Raw genomic sequence first — 25,014 nt, forward strand, 5'->3', positions numbered from 1 at the left:
GTATTTGGTAGGATGAAGGGTGTTTTTGGCGTGCGCAGAGTCCATGTCAGAGGTCAAAAGGTGGTTGAAACTGAGATAGGATTCCTCCTAATGAGCATGAATCTCACGAAATTGGCTAAGAAATTAGTCCAAGATAGTAGAAGCAGAAAGAAAAACACAGACAGTTCGGCTGAATTTCATCAGAATCAGCTTGAATCTATCTGTGTTTTTTATTTACTGGCTAGTTTTTGCCCAGTCTCTTTTCATTAAATATCTGTCGAATTAATAGCTGTGCTCGGTTTTTCTTTCGGTTTACGCAGATGGAAGAAAATAGTTACCCCAAAATAGATAGCAAATAGGACAACTCGAATAATATAATTCATCATTGCCTGCGCCTCTACTGACTGACGCATAACTGAATCAGTATAAATTTGACTCAACCCTTTCTCACCAATAAAAGCATAGGTCGAAAATAAGAGAGTTACAAAAAGATAACCCAGGTAGGCATAAGAAGCCTGCTCATTTTTCTTGAGGAAAAGCAGTACAATCGTCGCAATCACAGCAAGTAATAACACAACTGCAAATGCCTTATTGACAAGATTCGTTTGGAAATTGACAGACTCTCTCATATAGGTAAAATATACCTCATCAAGCCCCTCTACATTAAAATTCTGCAACAATTGACGCACAGCTGCCTCATCGTACTTCGCAAAAAACACATTAAAGACACGCACTACGCTCGCAATAGATGACAGCACAACAAAGATATACAAATGAATTGGTCTTTTCATAATAGCCTCCTTTTTTCTATATTTTATACTCATATTTTTATATTGTCAATCATATATTTCATTTGACTGCAAATATAATTTTGTTATACTAAGTTCAAAGGAGGAAAGCTCATGAAGAAATTGCCCACCTATATCGGAGTGATTATTTTTGTAGTCACTCTACTGATTAACTGGTTATTGCCAAGTCTTGCTAAAGTACTGAATACATTTTTCATTTGGACTATCGTAGCCTGCCTACTCTACACCATCTACTACTGGATTCGCTACTGGCTCTATGTCCGACAACAGAGATAACAAAGACTCCTCTAAGTTCACTGCTTAGAGGAGTTCATTTTATTATGACTTCTCATCAACTAAATGCACATTAACCCGACGATAGGTTTCTGTAAGGTCTAGCAATTCCGCTTCAATCTCTGGTGTCAATTGATCTGCCGTCATTCTCCAAGTCCAGTTACCACCAAGCGTATTTGGCAAGTTCATGCGAGCTGAACCATCCAAACCAAGTAGGTCCTGCATAGTAGCCACCGCCATAAAGGCAGGCGAACCAAAGAGCAGGCGGAAGAGGGCGTGATGGACCGTTTCATCATCGCGTCGATTGCTATACTTATCTAAGAATGCACGTGAAGCAGGAGTCGTTTCATTTTCGTACCAGCCAAGAATCGTATCATTGTCATGGGTTCCCGTATATGCCACCACATTATTAGGATGGTTATGTGGCATTTCAATGCTGTCGCCCTCAGGGTCAAAGGCAAATTGCAGGACTTTCATACCAGGAAAACCTGTCGTATCACGCAATTGGATAACCTTGTCCGTCACAGAACCGAGATCCTCAGCAATAATATTTAAATCACCAAGTTCACGTTTGATTGTATCAAATAATTCAAAACCTGGTGCTTCGACACGGTAACCGTTTACAGCAGTTTCTTCACCTGCTGGAATTTCCCAGAAAGAGGCAAAGCCGATAAAGTGGTCGATACGTACCATATCGTATATCTTAAAGGATTCACGTAAACGAGCAACCCACCAAGTAAATCCGTCATGCTTCATCGCTTCCCAATCATAAATCGGATTGCCCCAAAGCTGACCAATTTCCGAAAAGGCATCTGGTGGGCATCCTGCAACCACACTCGGCTTGCCTTCTTCATCCGTTTTAAAGAAATGTGGATTAGCCCACATGTCGGCAGAATCAGCCGCGATATAAATTGGCATATCCCCAACAAACTCAACACCTTTGGCATTGGCATAAGCCTTTAAAGCCTTCCATTGTGAAAAGAATAAATATTGTGTAATGCGGTGATAATCAATTCGATCTGCTAACAAGTGACGATAATATTCCAAGGTATCGTGGTAACGTAAGCGCGCCCCTTGATCTTCCCACTCTGTCCAAGGTTTGAGATCAAAATGCTCTTTTATAGCCATATACTCCGCAAAGGTATGAATCCAAAAGTCATTCTCCCCTAAGAACATCCAGTAATCTTCTGGCAAGCCTTGTGCCTTCATGTTGGCAACCGCCTTCTCCAGTAATGGACGGCGAGCATAAAAAACAGCTGCGTAATCTACCTCTGTAGGATTCTGCCCAAAGTCAACACCTTGTAAATCCTCTGCTGCCAGCCAGCCTTTATCAATCAATATATCGAAATCAATAAAATGAGTATTCCCTGCAAAAGCTGAAAATGACTGGTAAGGAGAATCTCCATAACTGGTTGTTCCCAAAGGTAAGATTTGCCAATAGCGTTGCTTAGTTCTTACCAAAAAATCAACGAATTCATAAGCCGATTGTCCCATGGAACCAATTCCATATTTCCCTGGTAATGATGAAATGTGCATCAGCACACCACTCTGTCTTACTTTCATAAGTTCTCCTATCTAATCCGCTTGCACAACGCAAACGTTTTCTCTTTTTTATTATATACTGAAAACGGTAACAAATCAAGAAATTTCCATTTAATTCTGTTAGTTCACATGCCATTCCATATTTCTTTTCATTAATATGTGCAAAAAAATTCTTATATTTTTTTAAACTCAAAAAAAATTTTAAAAATTTTTATAAAAACGCTTGCAAACGGATTCAATCTAGTGTATAATGAAGTCAACTTAGGAAAACGTTTGCGCAAAGCAAGCGTCACACAAAACTATTTATCTTCGGAGGGAAGAAAATGAAACACAATCTCCTTAAGAGCGTTGCTCTTCTTGCTGCATCAACTGCTGTTTTAGCTGCATGCTCAAACTCAGGTTCATCAACAGAGGCATCTAAGTCTGCTGAAGGTAGCAAAGAATTGACTGTCTACGTTGACCAAGGTTATGAATCTTACATCAACGATGTCAAAGCTAGCTTCGAAAAAGAAAATGGTGTATCTGTTACAGTTAAAACTGGTGATGCTTTAACTGGTTTGGATAACTTATCATTGGATAACCAATCAGGTTCAGCCCCAGACGTTATGATGGCACCATACGACCGTGTAGGTAGCCTTGGTTCTGAAGGTCAACTATCTGAATTGACTCTTGCAGATGATAGCAAAGCAGATGACACAACAACTGCTCTTGTAACAAACGGTGGTAAAGTTTACGGTTCACCTGCGGTTATCGAAACACTTGTTCTTTACTACAACAAAGACTTGTTGACTGAAGCTCCTAAAACATTTGCAGAACTTGAAACACTTGCTAAAGACAGTAAATACGCATTTGCTGGTGAAGAGGGTAAAACTTCAGCATTCCTAGCTGACTGGACGAATTTCTACTATACATACGGACTTCTTTCTGGTTACGGCGGCTATGTATTCGGTGAAAATGGTACAAATCCAAAAGACATCGGACTTGCTAATGAAGGTGCCATCAAAGCAATTGAATACGCTAAAACTTGGTACGAAAAATGGCCTCAAGGTCTTCAAGACGGTACTGCTGCAAACAACTTGATTAACACTCAATTTACAGACGGTAAAGCAGCTGCTATCATCGAAGGTCCTTGGAAAGCAGCTTCATATAAAGAAGCTGGTGTAAACTATGGTGTTGCAACAATACCAACTCTTGTAAACGGCAAAAACTACTCAGCATTCGGTGGTGGTAAAGCATGGGTTGTTCCAGCAGGCGCTAAAAACCAAGAAATGGCTCAAAAGTTTGTTGACTTCTTGACTGCTACAGACCAACAAAAAGCACTTTACGACGCTACAAACGAAGTTCCAGCTAACACTGAAGCTCGTGAATATGCTGTAAGCAAAAAAGACGAATTGACAACTGCAGTTATCAACCAGTTTGCTTCAGCTCAACCAATGCCAAACATCTCAGAAATGGGTTCAGTTTGGACACCAGCTGGTAACATGCTCTTCGAAGCTGCAAGTGGCTCAAAAGACGCTAAGACTGCTGCAACAGACGCTGTGAAAGCTATTGCAGACGAAATTGCTCAAAAACACAGCAACTAGTCAAGTTTAAAGTTGGACTGGGAGTTCTCTTCCCAGTCTACTTTATTACTTAACGATAAACTGAATAGATATAGTCTTTTAGTTTACTTTTAGTACGAGGCAATGAGTCGCAGGCATAACTGAAGTTAGGCAAGGCGAGTTAACGAAGTAATAAAAGAAAAACCAAATGACGATAACATCCACCATCTATTCAGAAGCTATATAAGGAGACTATGACTATGAAACAAAATCCAGGTAAGGCACTCCTTTTGTCCCTGATCCCTGGTCTCGGACAAATCTACAATAAACAAAAAGCCAAAGGATACATCTTTTTAGGTGTTACGCTTGCCTTCCTTGTTTATTTTATTGCTATTGCAGCTGGTGAATTAGGCAACTTGATTACCCTCGGTAGTGTTCGTGGACAAGATAATTCGCTATTCATGCTGATTCGTGGTTCTTTCCACTTAATTATCACAGTTGTCTATCTCGCTTTCTATGCACTCAACCTAAAAGACGCACGTGATACTGCGAAACGATGGAATTCAGGGATGCCAGTGGCTACCACATTAAAAGAAATGGTAAAAGGTATCTATGAGAATGGTTTCCCATATCTCTTGATTATCCCATCATATATTGCGATGACCTTTGCTATCATCTTCCCAGTTGTCGTTACATTGTTTATCGCCTTTACAAACTACGACTTCAAACACCTGCCACCAAGCGCATTGTTGGATTGGATTGGTATTACCAACTTTACAAACATCTGGAAACTAAGCACATTCCGTACCGCATTTGGTTCTGTACTTGGCTGGACAATTATCTGGGCACTCTGCGCTTCAACAGCTCAAATTGTTATCGGTATCTTGACAGCCATCATCGCAAATCAACCATTCATCAAAGGAAAACGTATCTTCGGTGTTATCTTCTTGCTCCCATGGGCTGTTCCTGCCTTCGTAACTATCTTGACTTTTAGTAACATGTTCAACGATAGTGTCGGTGCTATTAACACACAGGTATTGCCATTCTTGAGCAAATTCCTACCATTCATCGATAATTTCCTTATCCCTTGGAAGACCGACCCATTCTGGACTAAAGTTGCCCTCATTATGATGCAGGCTTGGCTTGGTTTCCCTTATATCTATGTTTTGACCTTAGGTATTTTGCAATCCATTCCAAACGACTTGTATGAAGCTGCTTACATTGATGGTGCAAGTGCCATTCAAAAATTCCGTAACATCACCCTTCCGATGATTTTAGCAGTAGCAGCTCCAACACTAATCAGTCAATACACCTTCAACTTCAACAACTTCTCTATCATCTACCTCTTCAACAATGGTGGTCCTGGTAGCGTCGGTGGTGGAGCAGGTTCAACTGACATCTTGATTTCATGGATTTATAAATTAACCACAGGTACATCACCTCAATACTCAATGGCGGCAGCAGTTACATTGATTATCTCAATGATTGTCATCAGTATTTCCATGATTGCCTTCAAAAAACTAAATGCTTTTGAAATGGAGGATGTATAAGATGAAATTATCTGTAAAATTTAGACGTAGAATCAATCAGACCTTAACCTATCTCTATCTGATTATTCTGTCTGTTATCATCATCTATCCTCTCTTGATTACAATCATGTCCGCCTTCAAGTCTGGTAACGTGGTTGCCTTCAAATTGGATAGCAATATCAACTTTACACTAGACAATTTCAGCAAGCTCTTTAGCGAGACTCTATACGGAACCTGGTACCTCAATACGCTTATCATTGCTCTCTTGACAATGGTTATTCAAACAAGTATAGTGGTACTAGCGGGTTACGCTTATAGTCGCTATAACTTCATCGCTCGTAAGCAGAGTTTGGTCTTCTTCTTGATTATCCAAATGGTACCAACCATGGCTGCTCTTACTGCCTTCTTCGTTATGGCCCTCATGCTCAATGCACTCAACCAAAGCTGGTTCCTCATCTTCCTTTATGTCGGTGGTGGTATCCCAATGAACGCTTGGCTCATGAAAGGCTACTTCGATACGGTGCCAATCTCACTTGATGAATCTGCAAAACTAGACGGCGCTGGTCACTTCAGACGTTTCTGGCAAATCGTCCTCCCACTCGTTCGTCCAATGATTGCTGTACAAGCGCTCTGGGCCTTCATGGGACCTTTTGGAGATTACATCCTATCCAAATTCTTGCTTCGTGAAAAAGAATTCTATACTGTAGCTGTCGGCCTTCAAACCTTCATCAGTGATGTGAAAAATATGAAGATTGCCTACTTTGCGGCAGGTGCCATTCTTATTGCCCTCCCTATCAGTATCCTATTCTTCTTCCTACAAAAGAACTTTGTATCTGGTTTAACAAGCGGTGGCGACAAGGGATAACCCTGTCCCACCTTTTCCCTTTTTAGGGGAAACATTGATATTTATGAAAGGTCCAACGAATGCTCCCATATCCTTTTTCCTATTTTTCTAGTATCTTCTCTCCAAGAAATATGTTTGCCAATCGTAGACTAATGAACCTTTGGCAACGGTTGTTTACAACGCTTTTTTTAGTGGCGCTCTTGCTCATTCCGAGCTCCCTACAGACTGTCAATCTCGAAACCTATCCTTTAGAAAATTTCGTAGAAGGTATCTATTCACCTCTGACAGATCAGGTCGTAGATGACCTCCGTCAACATGCAGTCATCGAAAACAACCACCTAACCTATACTGGAAATACTAACTGGGAGCAAGTGACATTTGGTGATACTGTTAGCTCTAGTTCTGACTTTACTTATCAATTCGCCAATCAGTCTCTAACTATTCGTAAAGGAAGTGATATTCTAAGCGAATTGACTTATGAAGATTTGAATACTGACGATTTTGCTAGTAAGGAAACATTAACTGCAGCCATCTCTAAAAAATGGTATCAAGCCAACCGAGCAGCTGTCGGACTGTCCATCACTCTTATTTCGACCTTTATTTTAACAACAAACCTACTCTTCATCCTACTAGGAGCCAGCTTCTTCCTCTTTTTGACTAAAAAGTCTCGTTTCTTCCATTTTGAAACGTTTGCAGAGTGCTATAATTTTGCTCTCAACTGTCTGGGCCTGCCTACTCTTATAGCCTGTCTAATTGGACTATTTGGTCAACCTGTGACTACCCTTCTAACCATACAAAATATCCTATTTGTGCTATGCTTGTTATGGGTATTTTTCAAAACAAAATTCAGAGATGAAATCTAGGAGGTCTATATGCGTGCAACCATCAAAGATGTGGCTAAATTAGCTGGTGTCTCGCCATCTACAGTTACTCGTGTCATTCAAAATAGCTCTGCCATTAGCCAAAAAACGAAAGACTTGGTTAGGAAAGCCATGGCGGATCTCAACTACCATCCAAACCTCAACGCTCGAAGCCTAGTTTCTAGCTATACACAGGTTATCGGACTGGTTTTGCCAGATGACTCGGATGTTTTCTATCAAAACCCCTTCTTCCCTACTGCCTTACGAGGAATTTCTCAAGTTGCAGCAGATCATAATTATGCCATCCAAATCTCCACAGGAAAGAATGAAGAACAACGTCTAGAAGCGATTTCTCAGATGGTCTACGGCAAACGAGTGGACGGCCTCATCTTCCTCTATTCCAAGCCCGACGATCCATTGGTACAATTAGCTATCCAACACAAATTCCCCTTCCTCATTCTTGGTAAGGCGGATTCTCCATTCATATCACTAGTTGATAATGATAATATCCAGGCCGGCTTTGAAGCTACCAACTACTTCATCAATAAAGGTTACAAAAACATTGCCTTCGTCGCTGGTAACAAAGAGTTGGTCGTATCTCAAGACCGTTATACAGGTTACAAGAACGCCCTTAAATCGCATAATATTCCCCTGGATGAAAACAAGGTCAAGTTTGTATCTGGCTTCCTTCTCGAAGACAGTGCCTATAAAATTTCTAAGAAATTACTCAAACAAGACCTGGATGCAATCGTCACAACCGACACTTCCGTTGCCGAAGGTGTTGTCAAATATCTCAACGAAGTCGGAGTCAAACTTCCTATCATTTCTTTCGACTCCGTCAAGCCAAAACTAGATATTGAAGCCTACGTTGACGTCCACGCTATTAAACTAGGACGTGTCGCATTCAATACTCTCCACCAAATCATCAATGACAACAAGGAAGACAAGCAAGTCTGCTACCGACGTGTCATTCCACATACCATTACCGAACTCTAACTTAGAAAGGAGCCTTTTGGCTCATGGCATTACGACAATTCCAAGCATTCCTTGATGATGTAGCAACTATTCGCTTGGTCATGGAAAAACGATTCGACTCCGAACATATGAGCTTCTCACTCGAATCAAATGATGCTACGTCTCAACTTTTTATCCATTCCTGTCTAGAAGTAGATAATCTCGTTATCTATTATCTAACCAGCCTCCATGCATTGACATTGGACAAGGACTATACCATCTACGACCAGGACCGTAATAAAGCTGAACTCGGCTATGGTCATATTGTTCGCTCGACACTTTTTGAACAAAGTTATACATACAATGGGCAAGACTTGGGAGCAACCTATCGACCAGAGGCAACAACCTTTAAGCTATGGGCACCGATTTCTAAGCAAGTTTTTCTTGTTCTAGAAGGAAACCCACATGCAATGACTAAGGGAGCAAAAGGAGTTTGGGAAATTACTGTTGAAGGAGACCTAGAAGCGCACAGCTATCACTATCTCCACAAAGTAAACGGTGAATGGATTTCCGTTCACGATCCCTACGCCCTGTCTTCCACAGCCAACTCAGGTGACAGCTACGTTATCAATCCAGATAAACTTCATAAAATCCGTCGTGCTAAGACCCAACGACCTATCTCTCAGGCCATTATCTATGAAATGAGCGTCCGTGATTTCTCATGGCAAAAAGAAGCTGGTTTCAAGCACCGCAGTCAATTTCTCGGATTGACAGAGTCTCCTACCATGGATGGCATGAAGCTAGGAATGGATTACATCAGAGAACTAGGCGTTACCCATATTCAATTATTGCCTGTTTATGATTTTGGCAGTGTGGATGAAAATAAACCCCAAGCTGTTTACAACTGGGGCTACGACCCTATGCAATACAATCTGCCAGAAGGTTCCTATTCTAGCCAACCAAATGATCCTTACGCACGTATTCTAGAGCTACAAGAAGCTATTCAGGCCTACCATGATGCAGATATTTCCGTTATTATGGACGTTGTTTACAACCACGTCTATCATGCTGAAAAGTACGCATTTGAGCTCATCGTTCCAGGCTACTTCTATCGCTATGATGACCACGGCATGCGAACAGACGGGACATTCTGCGGTAACGACGTTGCCAGCGAGCGCAGTATGGTCCGCAACTACATCAAACAATCCCTTCGCCAATGGCTAGAACTCTATGGTTTTGATGGCTTCCGTTTCGACCTTATGGGTATTTTAGATAGCGAAACAATCAACCAGATTCAAACTGAATTATCTGCCATTTACCCAAATGTCTACCTCTATGGTGAAGGCTGGAAAATGGCAACAGGCCTCGAATTTGAAAAGCTGGCTCACCAGTATAATGCAGAGCAATTACCTGAAATCAGCTTCTTCAATGACGATTACCGTGATACCTTTAAGAAACTCTTGCTCAATCCAAACCGTCTAGTAGATAAACAATTGCACGAAAAGGTACAACATCTCCTGACTGGTAGCCGATTAAGCCATTTCTTAACGCCTCAACAGTCCCTCAACTACATCGAATGCCATGATAATGCTACAGCATTTGACTATTTCCATATTGAGAATCCAAACTGGACACCTCAACAGCAAAAACGTGCTGCAAGTTTTGGTCTCCAGCTCATCTTAATCTCTCAGGGTATGGCCTTCATTCACAGCGGACAGGAATTTTTCCGTACAAAAGATGAAATAGATAATACTTACAATGTCCCTGACCGTATCAACCGTCTGGACTGGACACGAGCTATTCGCTATAAGGAACATATCGAGTTCATTCAGGAATTAATTACCTTCCGTAAAAATAATCCAATACTCAGCCAGGATAACTACGAAAGTATCCAAGAAACTTGTGATTTCTACTGGTTAACTGAATATGTTCTTCGCTATCAAGTGACAAGTGAAGAAAAGACCATTCAATTTATCATCAACTTTGCGGATAGCGACTTTACCTATGAACGTGAAAAAAATAAGACAGTTCTCTACAACTATCCTCCAGTCGAAGAGTGTGATCAGCAAGAAATCACGATTGCAGGACAGAGTATTTGCATTTTAGAAGACAAATAGGACTTTAGACCGATGAAACACGATATAGTCTGAGGTATACTATAGTCAATCCTAAATATTTTTCATAATCTCCTTAAAACTCACTAGTCACGCTGGTGAGTTTTTTTGTGTGACAAAAAAACAACCCAGCATAAAGCTGAGTTGAGGCTCTTTACATCAATTCCATTATCTTCCGACCAATGCGTTCAATGTCATTCTGCATCCCTCTAAGTTCAAAGGTGTCTATAACAGGAAAATTAAATCGCTCAGCATATTGCTTAGCAGTCAGACAATATTGGTTGTTAAAATTGCGGTTGCCTGAGCCAACGACACCCAGACAGAGCTCTGCATTGGTCCCCAAAGCGATAAAATCTCCGAGAGGATTGGTCAGAATTTCCACATCTCCGTTGTCCACTCCATTTCCACCTTCTAAGTAGGTTGGTAAAAAGGCGACAAAGGGTGCATCTAGCTGATAGAAAGGAATATCCCGCTTGACCAAATCTTTAACATGGACCAGTTCAACCTCCCAGTCAGTTTGAAATTGGAAAAAGGACTTTAGGCGTTTCACAAAACTTTCTGTATTGCCACTCAAACTAATGTAAACCAAATATATTTTCTTCTTCATACATTTCCTCTTTATAATAAAAACACTACATGTAGACTGTAAATACTATTTTACTCCTACATGTAGTGTTTGTCAATCAGTCACTTTCCACAAACCGACCAATAATATTAACGTTGTCAGCTACCGATACAAAGGCTTTGGGGTCTGCCTTTTTCATAATATGCTTGAAATCATTGAACTCTGCACGAGTGATGATGGTAATGAGAATCGTCTTTTGCTCATGGTTATAAGCACCCTCAGCACCGTTGATAATGGTCACACCGCGATTGAGCTTCTTATGGATTTTCTTAATGACTCGTTCAGGATGATTGGTGATAATCATGGCCTGCATCCGTTTTTGTTTCACGAAAATCGCATCTGTCATGCGACTGGAGATAAACAGCGCAACCATTGAATACAGGGCATATTGCCAGCCAAAGGTCATCCCTGCAATCAACATAATCATAATGTTGACAATCAAGGAAATGGAGCCAACTTGACGTCCCGTCTTCTTGCGAATAATAATAGAGACAATATCAGTACCACCACTGGATACATTGTTCCTAAGCGCAAAGCCAATCCCAGTTCCCAGCATAAGACCACCAAAAATAGCATTGACTAAAGGATCTGTCGTCAGAGTAACTGGTGGCATAAATTGAATAAAGAAAGAACTAAACGATACCGTAATAAAAGTAAAGATAGTAAATTTATAACCAATTTTATACCAAGCTAAGATAAGCAAGGGGATGTTCAGACCGTAGTAGACCACCGCAATCGGTACACTCCAACCAGCGTAAGAAGCTGCCAGAGCAGAAACAATTTGTGCAAGACCAGTAACTCCAGACGAATAGACATTCCCTGGTCTAAAGAAAAAATTGACTGCAATACTAGATAGGAGTCCATAAATAATGGACCCCGATATCCGTTCAGCATATTTTTCCCGAGAAATTCCCAAAATGACCGACCAAAACTTATTCTTTCTGGCCTTTCTTAAAAAGCGTACACGCTGTTTTCTGAAAAATTTATTCATTTTCAAGTGTAATGTCTAAAGCCAATTCCTCTAATTGAGCTGATGCAACCGTACTTGGTGCCTGTGTCATCGGATCAGATGCCTTGTTATTCTTCGGAAAGGCGATAACTTCACGAATATTATCCTCACCAGCCAATAACATGACAAAGCGGTCCAAACCGATAGCCAATCCACCGTGTGGTGGGAAGCCGTAGTCCATAGCTTCAAGCAAGAAACCAAACTGCTCATGCGCATCTTCAGCTGAGAAACCAAGAGCCTTGAACATCCGTTCTTGCATATCTTTTTGGTTGATACGAAGGCTACCGCCACCTAATTCATAACCGTTCAAAACGATATCGTAGGCAACTGCACGAACCTGTGCCAAATCACCATCCAAATGATGAGCTGTTTCTTCTGTCGGCAAAGTGAATGGGTGGTGGGCACTCATGTAGCGACCTTCTTCTTCAGACCACTCAAACATTGGCCAGTCTACAATCCAGAGGAAGTTGAACTTGCTGTCGTCAATCAAGCCTTGTTCCTTAGCCAAGCGGTTACGCAAAGCTCCCAAGGCATTGTTGGCTACTTCCAATTCATCTGCCACAAAGAGGACCAGGTCCTTATCTTCAAGTTGTAAACTTGCTGTCAACTTATCTGTAATACCTGTCAAGAACTTAGCAACTGGCCCCGCTAATTCTCCCTTGTCCACTTTCACCCAAGCAAGACCTTTGGCACCAAATTGTTTGGCGTATTCTGTTAATTTATCAATATCTTTACGTGAGTAGCTATCCGCCGCACCCTTGACTACAATAGCCTTGACAACAGGTGCTTCTGAGAAGACCTTGAAGTCAACTTCCTTGACAACCTCTGTCAAGTCTTGTAAAAGCATTTCAAAACGAGTATCTGGTTTGTCTGAACCATAGAAGTTCATAGCATGGTCATAGGCCATACGAGGGAATGGCAAGGTCACATCGATTCCTTTGGTATCTTTCAAGACCTTAGCAATCAAGCCTTCTACGATGTCTTGGATTTCAACTTCATTCAAGAATGAGGTTTCTAAATCCACCTGTGTAAACTCAGGTTGACGGTCCCCACGCAAGTCCTCATCACGGAAACACTTAACGATTTGGTAATAACGGTCAAAACCAGCATTCATCAAAAGCTGCTTAGTAATCTGTGGACTTTGTGGCAGGGCATAGAAATGACCTTTTGACACACGAGATGGTACCAAGTAGTCGCGTGCACCTTCTGGTGTTGACTTAGTCAACATTGGCGTCTCCACATCAATAAATTCCAAGTCATCCAGATAATTGCGAATGCTGTGGGTTACAGCTGCACGTAATTTGAAGTTGTTGAGCATTTCTGGACGGCGAAGATCCAAATAACGGTAACGAAGACGGGTATCATCACTAGCTTCAATGCCATCTTTGATTTCAAACGGAGTTGTCTTAGCTGTGTTCAACACTGTTAAGCTGGTTACTTGCAGTTCAACAGCTCCTGTCGGGATATTGTCGTTAGCTTGCTCACGCTCCACAACCGTTCCTGTTACTTCGATAACGAATTCAGAACGAAGACTCTCCGCTTTTGCCATCACTTCAGCTTCAACTGACTCAGGGTTAATCACCAATTGCATAATACCTTCACGGTCACGCAAGTCAATGAAAATCAGACCACCCAAGTCACGACGACGGCCAACCCAACCTTTCAAAGTAATTTCCTGTCCGACATGTTCTTTACGAACACGTCCAGCGTACATAGAACGTTTCATTTTCTTCCTCTTTTACTGATTTTATACCTATTCATTCTACCATAAAATGGCTGATTTTTGGGGGAAATTGCCGAGAAAAATCTAAGAACCTGCATTCACCGGCCAGCATTCCTATCTAAGGCTAGTTATTCAGCTACTCAGCCTTAGTTTTTTCAAAATACAGTCCGTATTCCTTCAAAAAACTATCTCTTATATAACTTGACTTGTGAGTACAGGCTTAAAAAACCAGCCTTAAACGACTGGTTTAGTATAAAGCATATCTAAATGCGGAATATCGTCCTCTGGATAGACTTCTGAAACTGGCTCGAAACCTAACGAACTATAGAACTTTTCTAAATGGGCTTGGGCACCGATTTTAATCTGACTTTCTTTCCATTCGTTTGTAATAAAGTGAATTGCCTGCTCCATCATTGGTCGACCTAAACCTTTGCCACGATGACTTGACTTGATGACCACACGACCAATGGAAACTTCATCATAACTTAGACCAGCTGGCAATATTCTCAAGTAAGCCACTAACTCTCCTTCATCAGTTCCCAAAAGATGAAGACAGTTTGGATCCTTTCCATCAACTTCAGGATAGGGACAGGCCTGTTCAACGACAAAGACATCAACTCTCAGTGTCAATATACCGTAAAGTTCCTGTAAACTTAGTTGGTCAAATGCTTTTATTTCCCACTGCATAGCTTCCTCCTAGGGCAAGATGTTGCCTGCACTTTTATATATTTCGTACCATTCTGGTCTAGTCAAGGTAATCTCACTAGCTTGTGCAATCTTGGTCAAACGTTCTGGATTCATGGACCCAACAATAGTTTGAATCTTTGCTGGATGACGCAAAATCCAAGCCACGACAATTGTTTCATGTGAAACATTGTATCGCTCTGCTATTTCCCCAATCGTTTGATTTAAAAGAGCATAATCTGGATGATTGGCAAAAATACCTCGTTGCAAATCAATCAAGAAAGGAGACCAGGCTTGGATAGTGATTTTTTTAAGCTGGCAATAATCAATCAGCCCACCATCACGCATAGTTGCAGCATCATCTTTCATATTGACATGTAATCCAGCATCAATCAAAGGCGTGTGAGCAGGAGATAGCTGCAATTGATTAACTGCAAGCGGTTGATCGAGATAGGATTGCAATAACTCCATTTGGTAAATGTTTTGGTTGCTGACGCCGAAATGATGAACCTTCCCTGTTTTTTTCAAGAGATAAAAGGCTTCTGCCACTTCCTCTGCTTCCATGAGAGCGTCTGGTCTATGTAAGGCGAGAACATCCAAATAATCTGTATCCAAGCGCTTCAAAATCCCGTCCACAGATTCCAAAATATAGTCTTTTGAAAAATCAAAATAACCCTTACGAATGCCACATTTGGACTGGAGAAGCAGGTCCTCACGCTTGAGACCTGCCAATTTTGCCCCCTGAGCAAAGCGAATTTCTGACTCACCACCACCATAAATATCTGCATGATCGAAAAAGTTAATGCCGCGACCCATTACAGTATCTAACACTTTAGCAGTTTCCTGCTCTGTCAAACTAGCCATTCGCATACAGCCTAAAGCAATTCGAGAAACCTGTAAACCTGTCTGTCCTAATTCTTGCATGTCTCTTCTCCTTGTAAGCGTTTTTCTTCTATTCATTATAACAGAAAAACTCAGCCGAAACTGAGTTTTAGTTAAAACCATAAATTCTTTTCGCGATTTTATAGACAGCATTGGAAATTTTTCGACCTGGATAACCGTATAAGTTAGTTAATTGCCCGAGTAACCCTTTTCGAACGATTTTAAAGAGAGCTGGATTGTTATCACGAATATAGTGCCATAATTCCTGCTTTTTCATCATGTGTTCAGCCGTTCCAGCACGATTGAGAAGGGCACAGGAGATAATGGTTGTAATCTCCACATGATTGAGCAAATAACTCCGTAAATCAGGATTGTCAATCGCCTCCAAGTCTAAATTATCTACCAAAATCCGATTGACTTTTAACTGCTGGTCAATGCGCTTAATCATGACGGATTCATTGACAGACTGGTCATTTCGACCAATAAAGTAACGATAAAAATCTACTGGTAGATAGAACATGGTTTTCACAGCCTGTAAAGGAGTAAATACGAAAATATTATCCACATAGAAAGTATGCTCTGGTAGAACGAGACCAACCTCACGCAATAAATCTGTCCTGTAAATCAAGGAATGCATCATCATGTATTGACCCTTGGAAAAGGCACCCACATCCTCCCAACCGAAGATACGGTTCTCAGGTAGAGTGGATTGATAAGACATGGATTTTTTACGAGATTGCCCCTCTTTTTCATAAACAAAATTGGAAATGAAGGCATCAACTGGCGTATTTTCGTCTTCCAATGCCTGCAAACTCTCTAGGATCTTCAAATAGGCTCTGGTATCAACCCAGTCATCTGAATCTACAACTTTAAAGTACTTCCCCTTGGCCTCACGTACCCCTGTATTTACAGCTCCGCCATGGCCCTTATTGTCCTGATAGATGGCACGTACGTTTGAAAATTGATTCTCTAGTCCCTCTGCGATTTCCTGAGTCCGATCGGTCGAACCATCGTTGATAATCAGAATTTCAACCTTGTCACCACCCATTACAAGGGAATGAACACAGTAATGAAGGTAAGCATCCGAATTATAACTCGGAATGGCAATGCTTAGTAAGGTCATCTTTCTCTCCATTTGACACAATTTGTTACTATTTTATCACATTTTCAGGAAAGTTGCTTTTGATATTTTCGTTTTGCTTGATAGGCTTTCCATAGTTGGCCTAAGCCCTTGAAAAAATGGCCATTGACAATGGTTAGAATCCCTTCCACCATCGGTAAATCAAGCATGTCACCTGTCATCTTTGCCATAGCCCTAAATGGCATATTATAAAGGAACAACAGGTTCAAGTCAGGAGTCCCTTTCTGCTCTGCTTTTTTGAGTAAGCTAACCAATAGTTTATGCACCCCACGTGCCAACCCACTCTTAGCAAATTGGAGTTTCAAAACTGGATCGTTCAGGCTCAGTTCTTGACCAATTTTCCAGGTTTCTTCTGGAACTGGACGTCCAAGCAATTGTGCAAAATCCTGCGATGAAACAGCCTGTACTTGGGCTGTCAGATAAGTCGGAAGCTGTTCTGAAGCAGGAAATTGGTCTACTGTACCATGTCGGGTAATCTCGCCAATCAAGCGAATATCCTGACTACTTGCACCTACATACAAGAGATAATTTCCAGCCTCTACTTCAAATTGGCCTGTCTCTCTATTAAAATAACGGAAAGTATAGTCCTCAAAAGGGATAAAAATTTGTTTGGACTCGCCTGCTTTTATAAATACCTTTTTAAAGCCTTTTAATTCCTTTACAGGTCGGTAAATCTGACTGTCTTCTTTGCCTACGTACAATTGGATAATTTCAGCCCCATCTACTATTCCTGTATTAGTGATCGTGACGGAAACCCCTGATTCAGACACTTCTAATTGACTGTAAGAAAAGTCTGTGTAGGACAATCCATAGCCAAAGGGATACTTGACATCCTTGTCAACGCTTGTAAAGTAACGGTAGCCTATATAGAGAGCTTCCTTATAGAGGGCAAGATCTCCCTCAGCAGGATAGCCCTCAGAAGACGGAACATCTGCCAACTCAACAGGATAGGTCTCGCTTAGTTTCCCTGACGGGTTGACACGACCTGTCAAGGTATCTAACATGGCTCTAGCGCCAGCTTCTCCTGATAGATAGCCGTGAAGAACCGCATCTACATCCACATCCCAATTCATATCCACAACCGAACCCGCTGATAGGACAACAACGATTTTTTTACCTGTCCCTACCAAGACATTCAGTAAGGATAACTGATTTTTGGGGAGACTTAGATGTTGACGATCCAAGCCTTCACTTTCACTCATTTCATCCAGCCCCATATAGTACAGAACAAGTTCTGCTTGGTTAGCAAGGTTGACAGCCTTGTCAACTAATTCCCCATCTTCTTTATCTACACGTTGATAGCCTTGTTCGTAACCAATGACATTTAATGGATAATCCGCGATGCAATCCACTGTTTTATCTAATTGTCTTGTATTGATTAAGGAAGAGCCGGCTCCCTGATAGCGAGGATTTTGGGCAAATTCTCCGATAAGGGCTATTTTTATCTCGCTAGATAAGGGCAAGACATGATCCTTATTTTTTAATAGCACAATGCTCTCAGCAGCAGCCTGACGGGCCAATTTATGTTGTTCAGAATAATCTACAGTTTGTTTTTCAGCATTGGCCAACTCCAAAACCACATCAAGTAGCTCATCCACGCGCTCATTCAATACCTGCTCGGACAGACGACCAGACTGAACAGCGTCAATGATTTCCTTTTGACCAACCTTTTTAGTACCCGGCATTTCCAAATGACTACCATTTTCAACACCGAGAACATGGTCATTAGAGCCTCCCCAATCCGATACGACAAAGCCAGTAAAGCCCCATTCGTCACAAAGAATGTCACGCAAGAGGCGCTTGTCTTCATTAGCGTAGACGCCGTTTATTTTGTTATAGGCAGACATGATTGCCTTTGGATTTCCTTCACGCACAGCAATTTCAAATCCTGTCAGATAGAGCTCTCTCAGCGTGCGCTCATCTACAATGGAGTCTGAAGCCATACGTCGCAATTCCTGACTGTTTACAGCTAAATGCTTAGGCGTTGCCGCAACACCTTGCGACTGCATTCCCCGAATCATTGCGGCCGCCAGTTTTCCCGCCTGATAAGGATCTTCTGAGTAATACTCAAAGTTTCGACCACATAAGGGACTGCGCTTAATATTAAGCCCCGGCCCCAAAATGACATTGACACCCAAGCTGTTTGCTTCTGCACCGAGACCCTGTCCGACACGTTCAATCAGATTTACATCCCAAGAATTTGCCAAAGTAGCAGCTGTTGGGAAACAAGTTGCAGGGACAGAGGCATTCAGCCCTAAGTGATCACCTTCACCTTCTTGCTTGCGAATTCCATGTGGCCCATCAGACAAAAAGATAGATGGAATTCCTTTTTCAGGGTAATCCTTGGTTTCCCAAACAGATTTTCCTGACATGAGAGCTGCTTTTTCTTCCAATGTTAAACGATTAATAATCTCCTGATGCTTCATCATCTTTTCCTCATTCTATTTCTTTATCATTATCATATCAGACTAACGGGGCAATTAAAACGCTTTCTTCATAATCTGTACGATTTTAGGCATAATCTGCTATAAAAAATCTCCCCAGAAAATACTAGGGAGACCGCTCCTATTACTTCTTATACTCAATGAAAATCAAAATCAGGCTAGCTCCAACAGTCTGAGAATAGACTGTTGGAGGTGGGAGATAGGACGAACCTTGTTCGTTTCGATATGAGCAGATAGAACTCTGTCACTTTATTATTGTCAAGTGACAGGCTGGAAACCTCCACTGGAGCTTTCCACTCATCAAATCAAGTCAACAACGGCTGAGTTTGATTTTCGAAGAGTATTATTTCATGATTACAAACTTCATCATCGGATAGTTAACAGCCACTTGAACGAAAATATTGACCCAGTTGGCTGCTGTCTGTGCCCAACCCAAACTCAAACCCCATGATGTAAAAAGCTGAGTAGTATAAGGTGGTAGCACAATGGACAAAATTCCTGCAACTAGAACAGTTAAGATATACCAATGGAGGGTCTTGGAAATATCATTTTCTGCACCAAATACCAACTTCCTTTGGACGATATAGTTGACAATCTGTGCCGCTACATAGGCCAAGAGGAAGGAGAGAAAGCCGTTTAAACCGCCATTTTCTACAGAATAGTGAAAGATAAACCAGTCAAATGGCTGACTTGACAAGGCTGTAAAGAGGAAATTTGTTGACAACCACAGAACACAGAAATTTGTGATGGTCGCTATGTTTGATAACACATTAAACTTGATAAATTCCCACAAGTCTGGGTGTTTGGCAATCCATTCTTTCATACTGTCTCCTATGCAAGACAAGGGGGACCCCCCTTGCTATGCTGCGTTTTTTTCTTCTTTTTTCTTACCTGTCAACTTGACAAGACCGAAACCTGTCAATCCGATGAGGGCAATATTGCTTGCTACTAAAGCTACAATCCACCATTTCGTTTTTGGTTTGTAGATGTCAAAGGCTGCAGAATGAGCAACGGTGTACAAGATATTTTTGCTTGCCTGACGAAGTGCTGCAACACCTTCTTCTGTACCTGTTGATGCTGCTGTAGGGAGGCTTCCCATAGGTGTCAACATGAGGTCACCACCATTGCGGATAGCCTGGTCTGGACTCATGTAATCCTTACCTGCAAAGTCTGTAATCACCATCCCTTTGAAGCCCCACTCGTCACGAAGGACAGTATTCAAGAGGTCGCTATTACCCCCTGCCCAGAGGGTACCAATACGGTTAAAGGATGACATAATAGCAGTCGCTCCGCCTTCTTTGACAGGAATTTCAAAGGCTTTCAGATAGATTTCACGGATAGCTTGTTCATTAGACCATGTTGCAACACCATCACGGTTATCTTCTTGGTCGTTGAGAGCAAAGTGTTTTGTAAAGGTATAGACTCCATTTTCAAGAGCTTTTGCAACCAGTGAGCTTGCCATTTTACCTGAAATCAGTGGATCTTCTGAATAGTACTCGAAGTTACGACCTGAAAATGGTGAGCGGTGGATGTTCACAGCTGGGGCATATAGACCAACGATACCATGGGCCAATGCCTCTTTGGCAAAAGCATCACCCATTTCTTCAGCCAAGTCAGTATTCCAAGTAGAAGCAACAACAACTTCTGAATTGTATTGAACACCTTTGATACCTTGGAAGATACCGTTAATACCAGCAGGGCCGTCCAAGTCAACAACAGCTGGTTTATCAATTGATTTGACTGCTCCTGTTGCATAACCACCATAACCGATTAAGTTGACCATTTCGTCAACAGACATTTGAGCAACTAATTGTTCCCAACGCTCATCATCATAGTCTGCACCAATCAAATCAACCAAACGAAGTCCATTATCTTCTGTTGTTACTGTATCAATCGGTGTTTCTGAAGATTCGTCAATGCGGAAGTTCGAACGATCTACCTCAGCAGCAATTTGCTCGCTAGCTTCTTTGTCTTTTGTACGTTCAGTTGAAAGCGTACCTTCCCAATCCGCACGGGTTACATACTTGACATCGCCAACAGCGTATTCAAAGGCGTTAGTTACCTCAGCCTTGTCAGATGAACGTTGCTTCAAGACTTCCTTGCTATCAACTGTGTAGGTTTCTGAATCCAATACATCATGAGCATTATTCATGAGTTTGATTTGGTAGTCACCTTTGTCTAAGACGTAGGCTTTTTCAGTCTTTTCATCATAAGATGCCATGTCATCACGGTCGAAAGAAATTGTCATTTCTTCACTTTGTCCTGGTTCAAGTACATCTGTCTTGTCAAAGCCAGCCAAGACAACATGGGATTTTTCAATGCCTCCTTCGGTATATGGAGCAGTGTAATAAACTTGTGCAACTTCTTTACCAGCTACATCACCAGTGTTGGTTACCTTGACATTGACCTCAATCTTATCACCATTCTCTTTCATACTGGTGATTTCTTGGTCAAATGTTGTATAGCTCAAACCGTAGCCAAATGGATATTGCACTGTTGCATCGTAGGCTGCCTCATCTACTTGACCAGTTGCATTGTCAATAAAGCGAGTTTCATAGTAACGATATCCTAGATAGATGCCTTCTTGGTAGTTAACAAATTTGTAGTTAAAGGTCTGAGGCTCTTTTGCTCCCCATGGAGTATCTTCATAAGTAATATTTGTATAAGAGAAGTCCCCTGTATTCCAGTAGGTTGGGTTGGTTTCCAAGTCATAGGCATAGGTATCGACCAAGCGACCAGACGGGTTGACATCTCCTGCCAAGACATTGGCTACACCGTTCAAACCAGTTGAACCTGGTCCTCCAATCCATAGAGCTGCATCGACACCTGCATCTTCCAAGAATCCAAGTTCCATAGCATTTGAAGAGTTGACTAAGACAACAACCTTATCAAAGTTTTCGGTTACAGTTTTCAACATTGCTTTTTCAACATCTTGAAGTTCAAGATAGTGTTTATCCTTGTCACCTTGTTGGTATTCTGCCATATTTTGTGGAAGGTCTGCACCCTCACCTCCGTTACGAGAAATGACCACCAAGGCTGTATCGGAGAAGTTCTTCGCATTTGTTAGCAATTCATCTGTGTATTTGTCTTGAGTTGGCTCATAGATATTGTAATCTCCGCCATTGAGAGAGAAGATGTTGGTACCTTCTTTTTCTGGGAGGTTTTCTGTATAGAAATCGGTCAATTCACTGTTGACTTCAAAGCCAGCATTTTCAAGACCTTGTTGCAGATTAACGTTTTTAGACTCATCCGCAGCACCTGAACCAGATCCTCCGTAAGTAATGGCTACAGAAGAAATACCAAAGACATTGACCTTAGATGATTTTTCAAGCGGTAGGATCTGATTTTTGTTTTCAAGCAAGACAGTGCCTTCTTCTTGAATGGTTGTTACCAAAGATTTAGAAACCTCTTCTGCCTCAGCTATTTTTGTCTCATCTGCATAAGATGGCGCAAAATAGGTGTCAATCACATTGACAAACATATTGACAGCATAGTTAGCACCAATGATTATTACACCTAATAATGCCAAAAGTGAAGTAAAGATCTTTGATTTTTTGGAAACAAATGCCTTATTCTTCACACCTTTATAAATATAGTATGCGAATAAAGCTACGACTGCTAAACTAGCACATATTAAAACAATCTTTGCAATCCCTGCTGCATCCCATGCTTGATAGGAACTAGCATAATCTTCCGCAAATACCGTTACTCCGACATTTCCTATCAGAGTAACTAAACTTGCTAAACCAAGTTTTTTCCAAGCCTTCATAAGACTTCCTCCTAAACGTTTCGGCTTTCATGTAAGCCTTTTCTTTTTCTTGAGTCCACTATATCAATTAACATACTTAATGAAAACCCTTTCTTCATAATCTGTCATTTAACCTTCATAATTTGTAAATTGAGAAAAATAATCCTACTCTTGCTATTTTATCATTTGATTTTTCTAAAATATAGCTAACAATTTCATTTTAATTTTGATATACTGATAGAAAATAAAAGGGGTGTTTTATGAAAATCGCGATTGTAGAAGATCAAAAAATCGAGCAAGAGAGATTGTCCAACTACATCAAAACCTACTGCCAAAAAGCTGGGATTGCAGTGGAAATCAGCTGTTTTAATGACGGTCTCCATATCACTAGTGACTATCAAAAACAATTTGATCTGATTTACCTAGATGTCGAGATGGAGATTATGGACGGGATGACCACTGCTCAAAAGATTCGGTCTGTGGATAAAGATGTTCTCATCGTCTTTGTGACCAATCATTCCCATGTCGCTATTCAGGGTTATTCTGTTGAGGCCATTGATTTTCTTCTCAAACCACTGAGCTCCTTCGTCTTTGAGGAACATTTTAAAAAAATTCTTAGAAAATTACCCGATAGCCAAGAGAAACAAAGTTTGTATATAAAAAGCAAACAGTCCACCGTAAAACTCTATCAAGAAGATATTGTTTACCTAGAAAGTCAAGGACATCAGGTTCACATCTACACAGTTGACGGTGGCCTAACGATTACCCATAATAGTCTCAAGAATCTCGAAGCCATGTTAGACAGTAAAGTGTTTGTACGAGCCCACTCAGCCTATATCATCAATCTATCCCACGTTCAAAAAGTGGAAGGTAGCCTTGTTTACGTCACAAATACAGCCTTGCCGATTAGCCGCCCAAGAAAAAAAGAATTTATGACAGCTCTAACCAACTTCATCGGAGATAGCCTACTATGATCAATTTCCCTGATATTCCGCGTTTCTATACTGCTCTAACAGAAAGCTTGGCCTGCCTACTGGTCTGTTCCTCACTTGTTTTGTCTGAAAAATGGTCACGCAAACAGGTACGCATCCTCCTGATTTTCCTCATACAAATCTTACTTCAACTATTGGCTGGCAAACTCCCCTTGCTTTTTTGGACTGTGGGAATGGGCATCAATATCGCTTGGATGTTTGTTTCCATTCGATTGCTTGGAGTTATCCACAAGAGGACTAGTCTCTATTTGACAGCAAAAGCCTTTATCATTGCCGAATTAGTAGCCTCCATTACTTGGCATCTCTACTGTTTGACGATTTATCAACAGCCTGTGGATAACTTGTGGACACAAGGGGTATTTCTGTTGATAACTTCTCTGCTTTCCTACTGGCTCATCTATCTACAAGATCGAAAAGTTCGCTTAGAAGAATTGGATAAATTCATTGAGCAGCGAGATGTGACGGTAGCCGTCTTTACAACCTTATCTATCTTTGTTCTCAGTAATATTGGCTTCATCCTCTCAGGCACGCGCCAATTTCAAGACTCAACCAGCATTTTCATTCTTCGGACAACCGTCAATCTCTCTGGTCTTCTGCTCCTATTCACCCAAGAATCTCAACAATACGATCGCTATTTACGGCAGGAATTGACTTCTATCAATAATATGTTCCAACTTCAATACAAGCAATACCAAGCCTATCGTGAAAACAGTGAGATTCTTGACCGTAAGGTCCATGATTTAAAGCATCAACTGGCCATCATTCAGCAAGAATCGGATAAAACAAAAAAGGAGAAATACCTAGAGGAAATGAGCGAGGTGATCCAAACCCTTGATGCCAAGATTGAAACAGGAAATCCCGTTCTAGATACCATTCTCAGCCAGAAAAATTATTACTGTTTGCAAAATGGAATCAACTTTACCTGTATTGTTCAGGGAGAACCCCTCCATTTTATGGATGTAATGGATATTTCAGCTCTGTTTGGAAATGCCATTGACAATGCCATAGAGGCTGTTGAAAAAATAGATAATCCTGAACAACGCTTGATTACTTTAAAGGTTGCCAGCCATCAGCAATTTCTCATCATTCGATTAGACAACTACGATACTTCTTCACTAGACTTATCCACAGGACAGCTCCCTGAAACCTCAAAAACAAACAAGGACTACCATGGATTCGGTCTTAAGAGTATGGAGTATGTTGCCAATAAATACGGTGGCAGTCTCACACTTAGCAAGGAAGATAATTGGGTTCAACTAAAAATCATTCTCCCTTTACAAGCATAGAAAAATCCCGTTTAAAGGCGGGATTTTCTTTCTAT

General features: G+C 41.2%; 20 protein-coding genes. 9 read left to right on the forward strand and 11 right to left on the reverse strand.

Features of this window, described 5'->3' with window-relative positions:
- Nucleotides 1–245: 245 nt before the first annotated feature.
- On the reverse strand, nt 246–770 hold the full coding sequence (locus tag ODU45_RS04255) for a hypothetical protein (RefSeq protein ID WP_044758461.1): 525 nt from the start codon (nt 768–770) through the stop codon (nt 246–248).
- A 111-nt stretch (nt 771–881) separates the two neighbouring features.
- On the opposite strand from ODU45_RS04255, the gene ODU45_RS04260 reads away from it, so the two are divergent.
- The gene (locus tag ODU45_RS04260; RefSeq protein WP_002937045.1) at nt 882–1,064 is read left to right on the forward strand and encodes a hypothetical protein; all 183 of its coding nucleotides are present in this window, start codon (nt 882–884) and stop codon (nt 1,062–1,064) included.
- A gap of 42 nt (nt 1,065–1,106) precedes the next feature.
- On the opposite strand, the gene malQ is transcribed toward ODU45_RS04260, so the two are convergent.
- The gene (gene malQ / locus ODU45_RS04265; protein WP_398580832.1) at nt 1,107–2,624 is read right to left on the reverse strand and encodes a 4-alpha-glucanotransferase; all 1,518 of its coding nucleotides are present in this window, start codon (nt 2,622–2,624) and stop codon (nt 1,107–1,109) included.
- Between the two features lie 302 nt (nt 2,625–2,926).
- Between malQ and ODU45_RS04270 the strand changes: the two genes are divergently transcribed.
- From ODU45_RS04270 to pulA, 6 genes are all read left to right on the forward strand, one after another.
- Entirely contained in the window at nt 2,927–4,186 is a 1,260-nt protein-coding gene (locus tag ODU45_RS04270) for an extracellular solute-binding protein (RefSeq protein WP_044758459.1), read from the forward strand.
- A 212-nt stretch (nt 4,187–4,398) separates the two neighbouring features.
- Nucleotides 4,399–5,694, forward strand: coding sequence for a sugar ABC transporter permease (locus ODU45_RS04275; protein WP_009911009.1), 1,296 nt, complete (start codon nt 4,399–4,401; stop codon nt 5,692–5,694).
- Between the two features lies 1 nt (nt 5,695).
- On the forward strand, nt 5,696–6,538 hold the full coding sequence (locus ODU45_RS04280; RefSeq protein ID WP_044761969.1) for a sugar ABC transporter permease: 843 nt from the start codon (nt 5,696–5,698) through the stop codon (nt 6,536–6,538).
- A gap of 131 nt (nt 6,539–6,669) precedes the next feature.
- Nucleotides 6,670–7,380, forward strand: coding sequence for a hypothetical protein (locus ODU45_RS04285; protein WP_398580833.1), 711 nt, complete (start codon nt 6,670–6,672; stop codon nt 7,378–7,380).
- 9 nt (nt 7,381–7,389) lie between these two features.
- The gene (locus ODU45_RS04290; RefSeq protein WP_002936122.1) at nt 7,390–8,373 is read left to right on the forward strand and encodes a LacI family DNA-binding transcriptional regulator; all 984 of its coding nucleotides are present in this window, start codon (nt 7,390–7,392) and stop codon (nt 8,371–8,373) included.
- Between the two features lie 23 nt (nt 8,374–8,396).
- The gene (pulA, locus tag ODU45_RS04295; protein WP_074391267.1) at nt 8,397–10,448 is read left to right on the forward strand and encodes a type I pullulanase; all 2,052 of its coding nucleotides are present in this window, start codon (nt 8,397–8,399) and stop codon (nt 10,446–10,448) included.
- A 151-nt stretch (nt 10,449–10,599) separates the two neighbouring features.
- On the opposite strand, the gene nrdI is transcribed toward pulA, so the two are convergent.
- The 9 genes from nrdI to ODU45_RS04340 all read right to left on the reverse strand — a co-directional run bounded on the left by nrdI (nt 10,600) and on the right by ODU45_RS04340 (nt 22,722).
- Nucleotides 10,600–11,052 (reverse strand): class Ib ribonucleoside-diphosphate reductase assembly flavoprotein NrdI, encoded by a 453-nt coding sequence (nrdI, locus tag ODU45_RS04300; protein WP_044758456.1) that lies wholly within the window; start codon nt 11,050–11,052, stop codon nt 10,600–10,602.
- Between the two features lie 76 nt (nt 11,053–11,128).
- Nucleotides 11,129–12,067 (reverse strand): YitT family protein, encoded by a 939-nt coding sequence (locus ODU45_RS04305; protein WP_398580834.1) that lies wholly within the window; start codon nt 12,065–12,067, stop codon nt 11,129–11,131.
- On the reverse strand, nt 12,054–13,805 hold the full coding sequence (gene aspS, locus ODU45_RS04310; protein ID WP_398580835.1) for an aspartate--tRNA ligase: 1,752 nt from the start codon (nt 13,803–13,805) through the stop codon (nt 12,054–12,056). Before aspS ends, ODU45_RS04305 begins: the two co-directional genes overlap by 14 nt.
- A 231-nt stretch (nt 13,806–14,036) precedes the next feature.
- Nucleotides 14,037–14,489: a GNAT family N-acetyltransferase gene (locus ODU45_RS04315; RefSeq protein WP_208547233.1), complete on the reverse strand. Its 453-nt coding sequence runs from the start codon at nt 14,487–14,489 to the stop codon at nt 14,037–14,039.
- A 9-nt stretch (nt 14,490–14,498) separates the two neighbouring features.
- Nucleotides 14,499–15,410, reverse strand: a complete 912-nt coding sequence (locus ODU45_RS04320) for an aldo/keto reductase family oxidoreductase (protein WP_105136730.1) — start codon at nt 15,408–15,410, stop codon at nt 14,499–14,501.
- Between the two features lie 67 nt (nt 15,411–15,477).
- On the reverse strand, nt 15,478–16,491 hold the full coding sequence (locus ODU45_RS04325; protein WP_398580836.1) for a glycosyltransferase family 2 protein: 1,014 nt from the start codon (nt 16,489–16,491) through the stop codon (nt 15,478–15,480).
- Between the two features lie 44 nt (nt 16,492–16,535).
- The gene (locus ODU45_RS04330; protein WP_398580848.1) at nt 16,536–18,935 is read right to left on the reverse strand and encodes a glycoside hydrolase family 3 C-terminal domain-containing protein; all 2,400 of its coding nucleotides are present in this window, start codon (nt 18,933–18,935) and stop codon (nt 16,536–16,538) included.
- Between the two features lie 361 nt (nt 18,936–19,296).
- Nucleotides 19,297–19,776 (reverse strand): GtrA family protein, encoded by a 480-nt coding sequence (locus ODU45_RS04335; RefSeq protein WP_114866972.1) that lies wholly within the window; start codon nt 19,774–19,776, stop codon nt 19,297–19,299.
- Nucleotides 19,777–19,812: 36 nt separating this feature from the next.
- Nucleotides 19,813–22,722, reverse strand: a complete 2,910-nt coding sequence (locus ODU45_RS04340; protein ID WP_205026784.1) for a glycoside hydrolase family 3 C-terminal domain-containing protein — start codon at nt 22,720–22,722, stop codon at nt 19,813–19,815.
- A 239-nt stretch (nt 22,723–22,961) separates the two neighbouring features.
- On the opposite strand from ODU45_RS04340, the gene ODU45_RS04345 reads away from it, so the two are divergent.
- Nucleotides 22,962–23,675 (forward strand): LytTR family DNA-binding domain-containing protein, encoded by a 714-nt coding sequence (locus ODU45_RS04345; RefSeq protein ID WP_205026783.1) that lies wholly within the window; start codon nt 22,962–22,964, stop codon nt 23,673–23,675.
- Nucleotides 23,672–24,979 (forward strand): GHKL domain-containing protein, encoded by a 1,308-nt coding sequence (locus ODU45_RS04350; RefSeq protein WP_398579517.1) that lies wholly within the window; start codon nt 23,672–23,674, stop codon nt 24,977–24,979. Before ODU45_RS04345 ends, ODU45_RS04350 begins: the two co-directional genes overlap by 4 nt.
- The last annotated feature ends 35 nt before the right edge of the window (nt 24,980–25,014 follow it).

The sequence above is a fragment of the Streptococcus sp. 2022WUSS135 genome (assembly GCF_044427045.1).
GTDB lineage: Bacteria > Bacillota > Bacilli > Lactobacillales > Streptococcaceae > Streptococcus > Streptococcus hashimotonensis.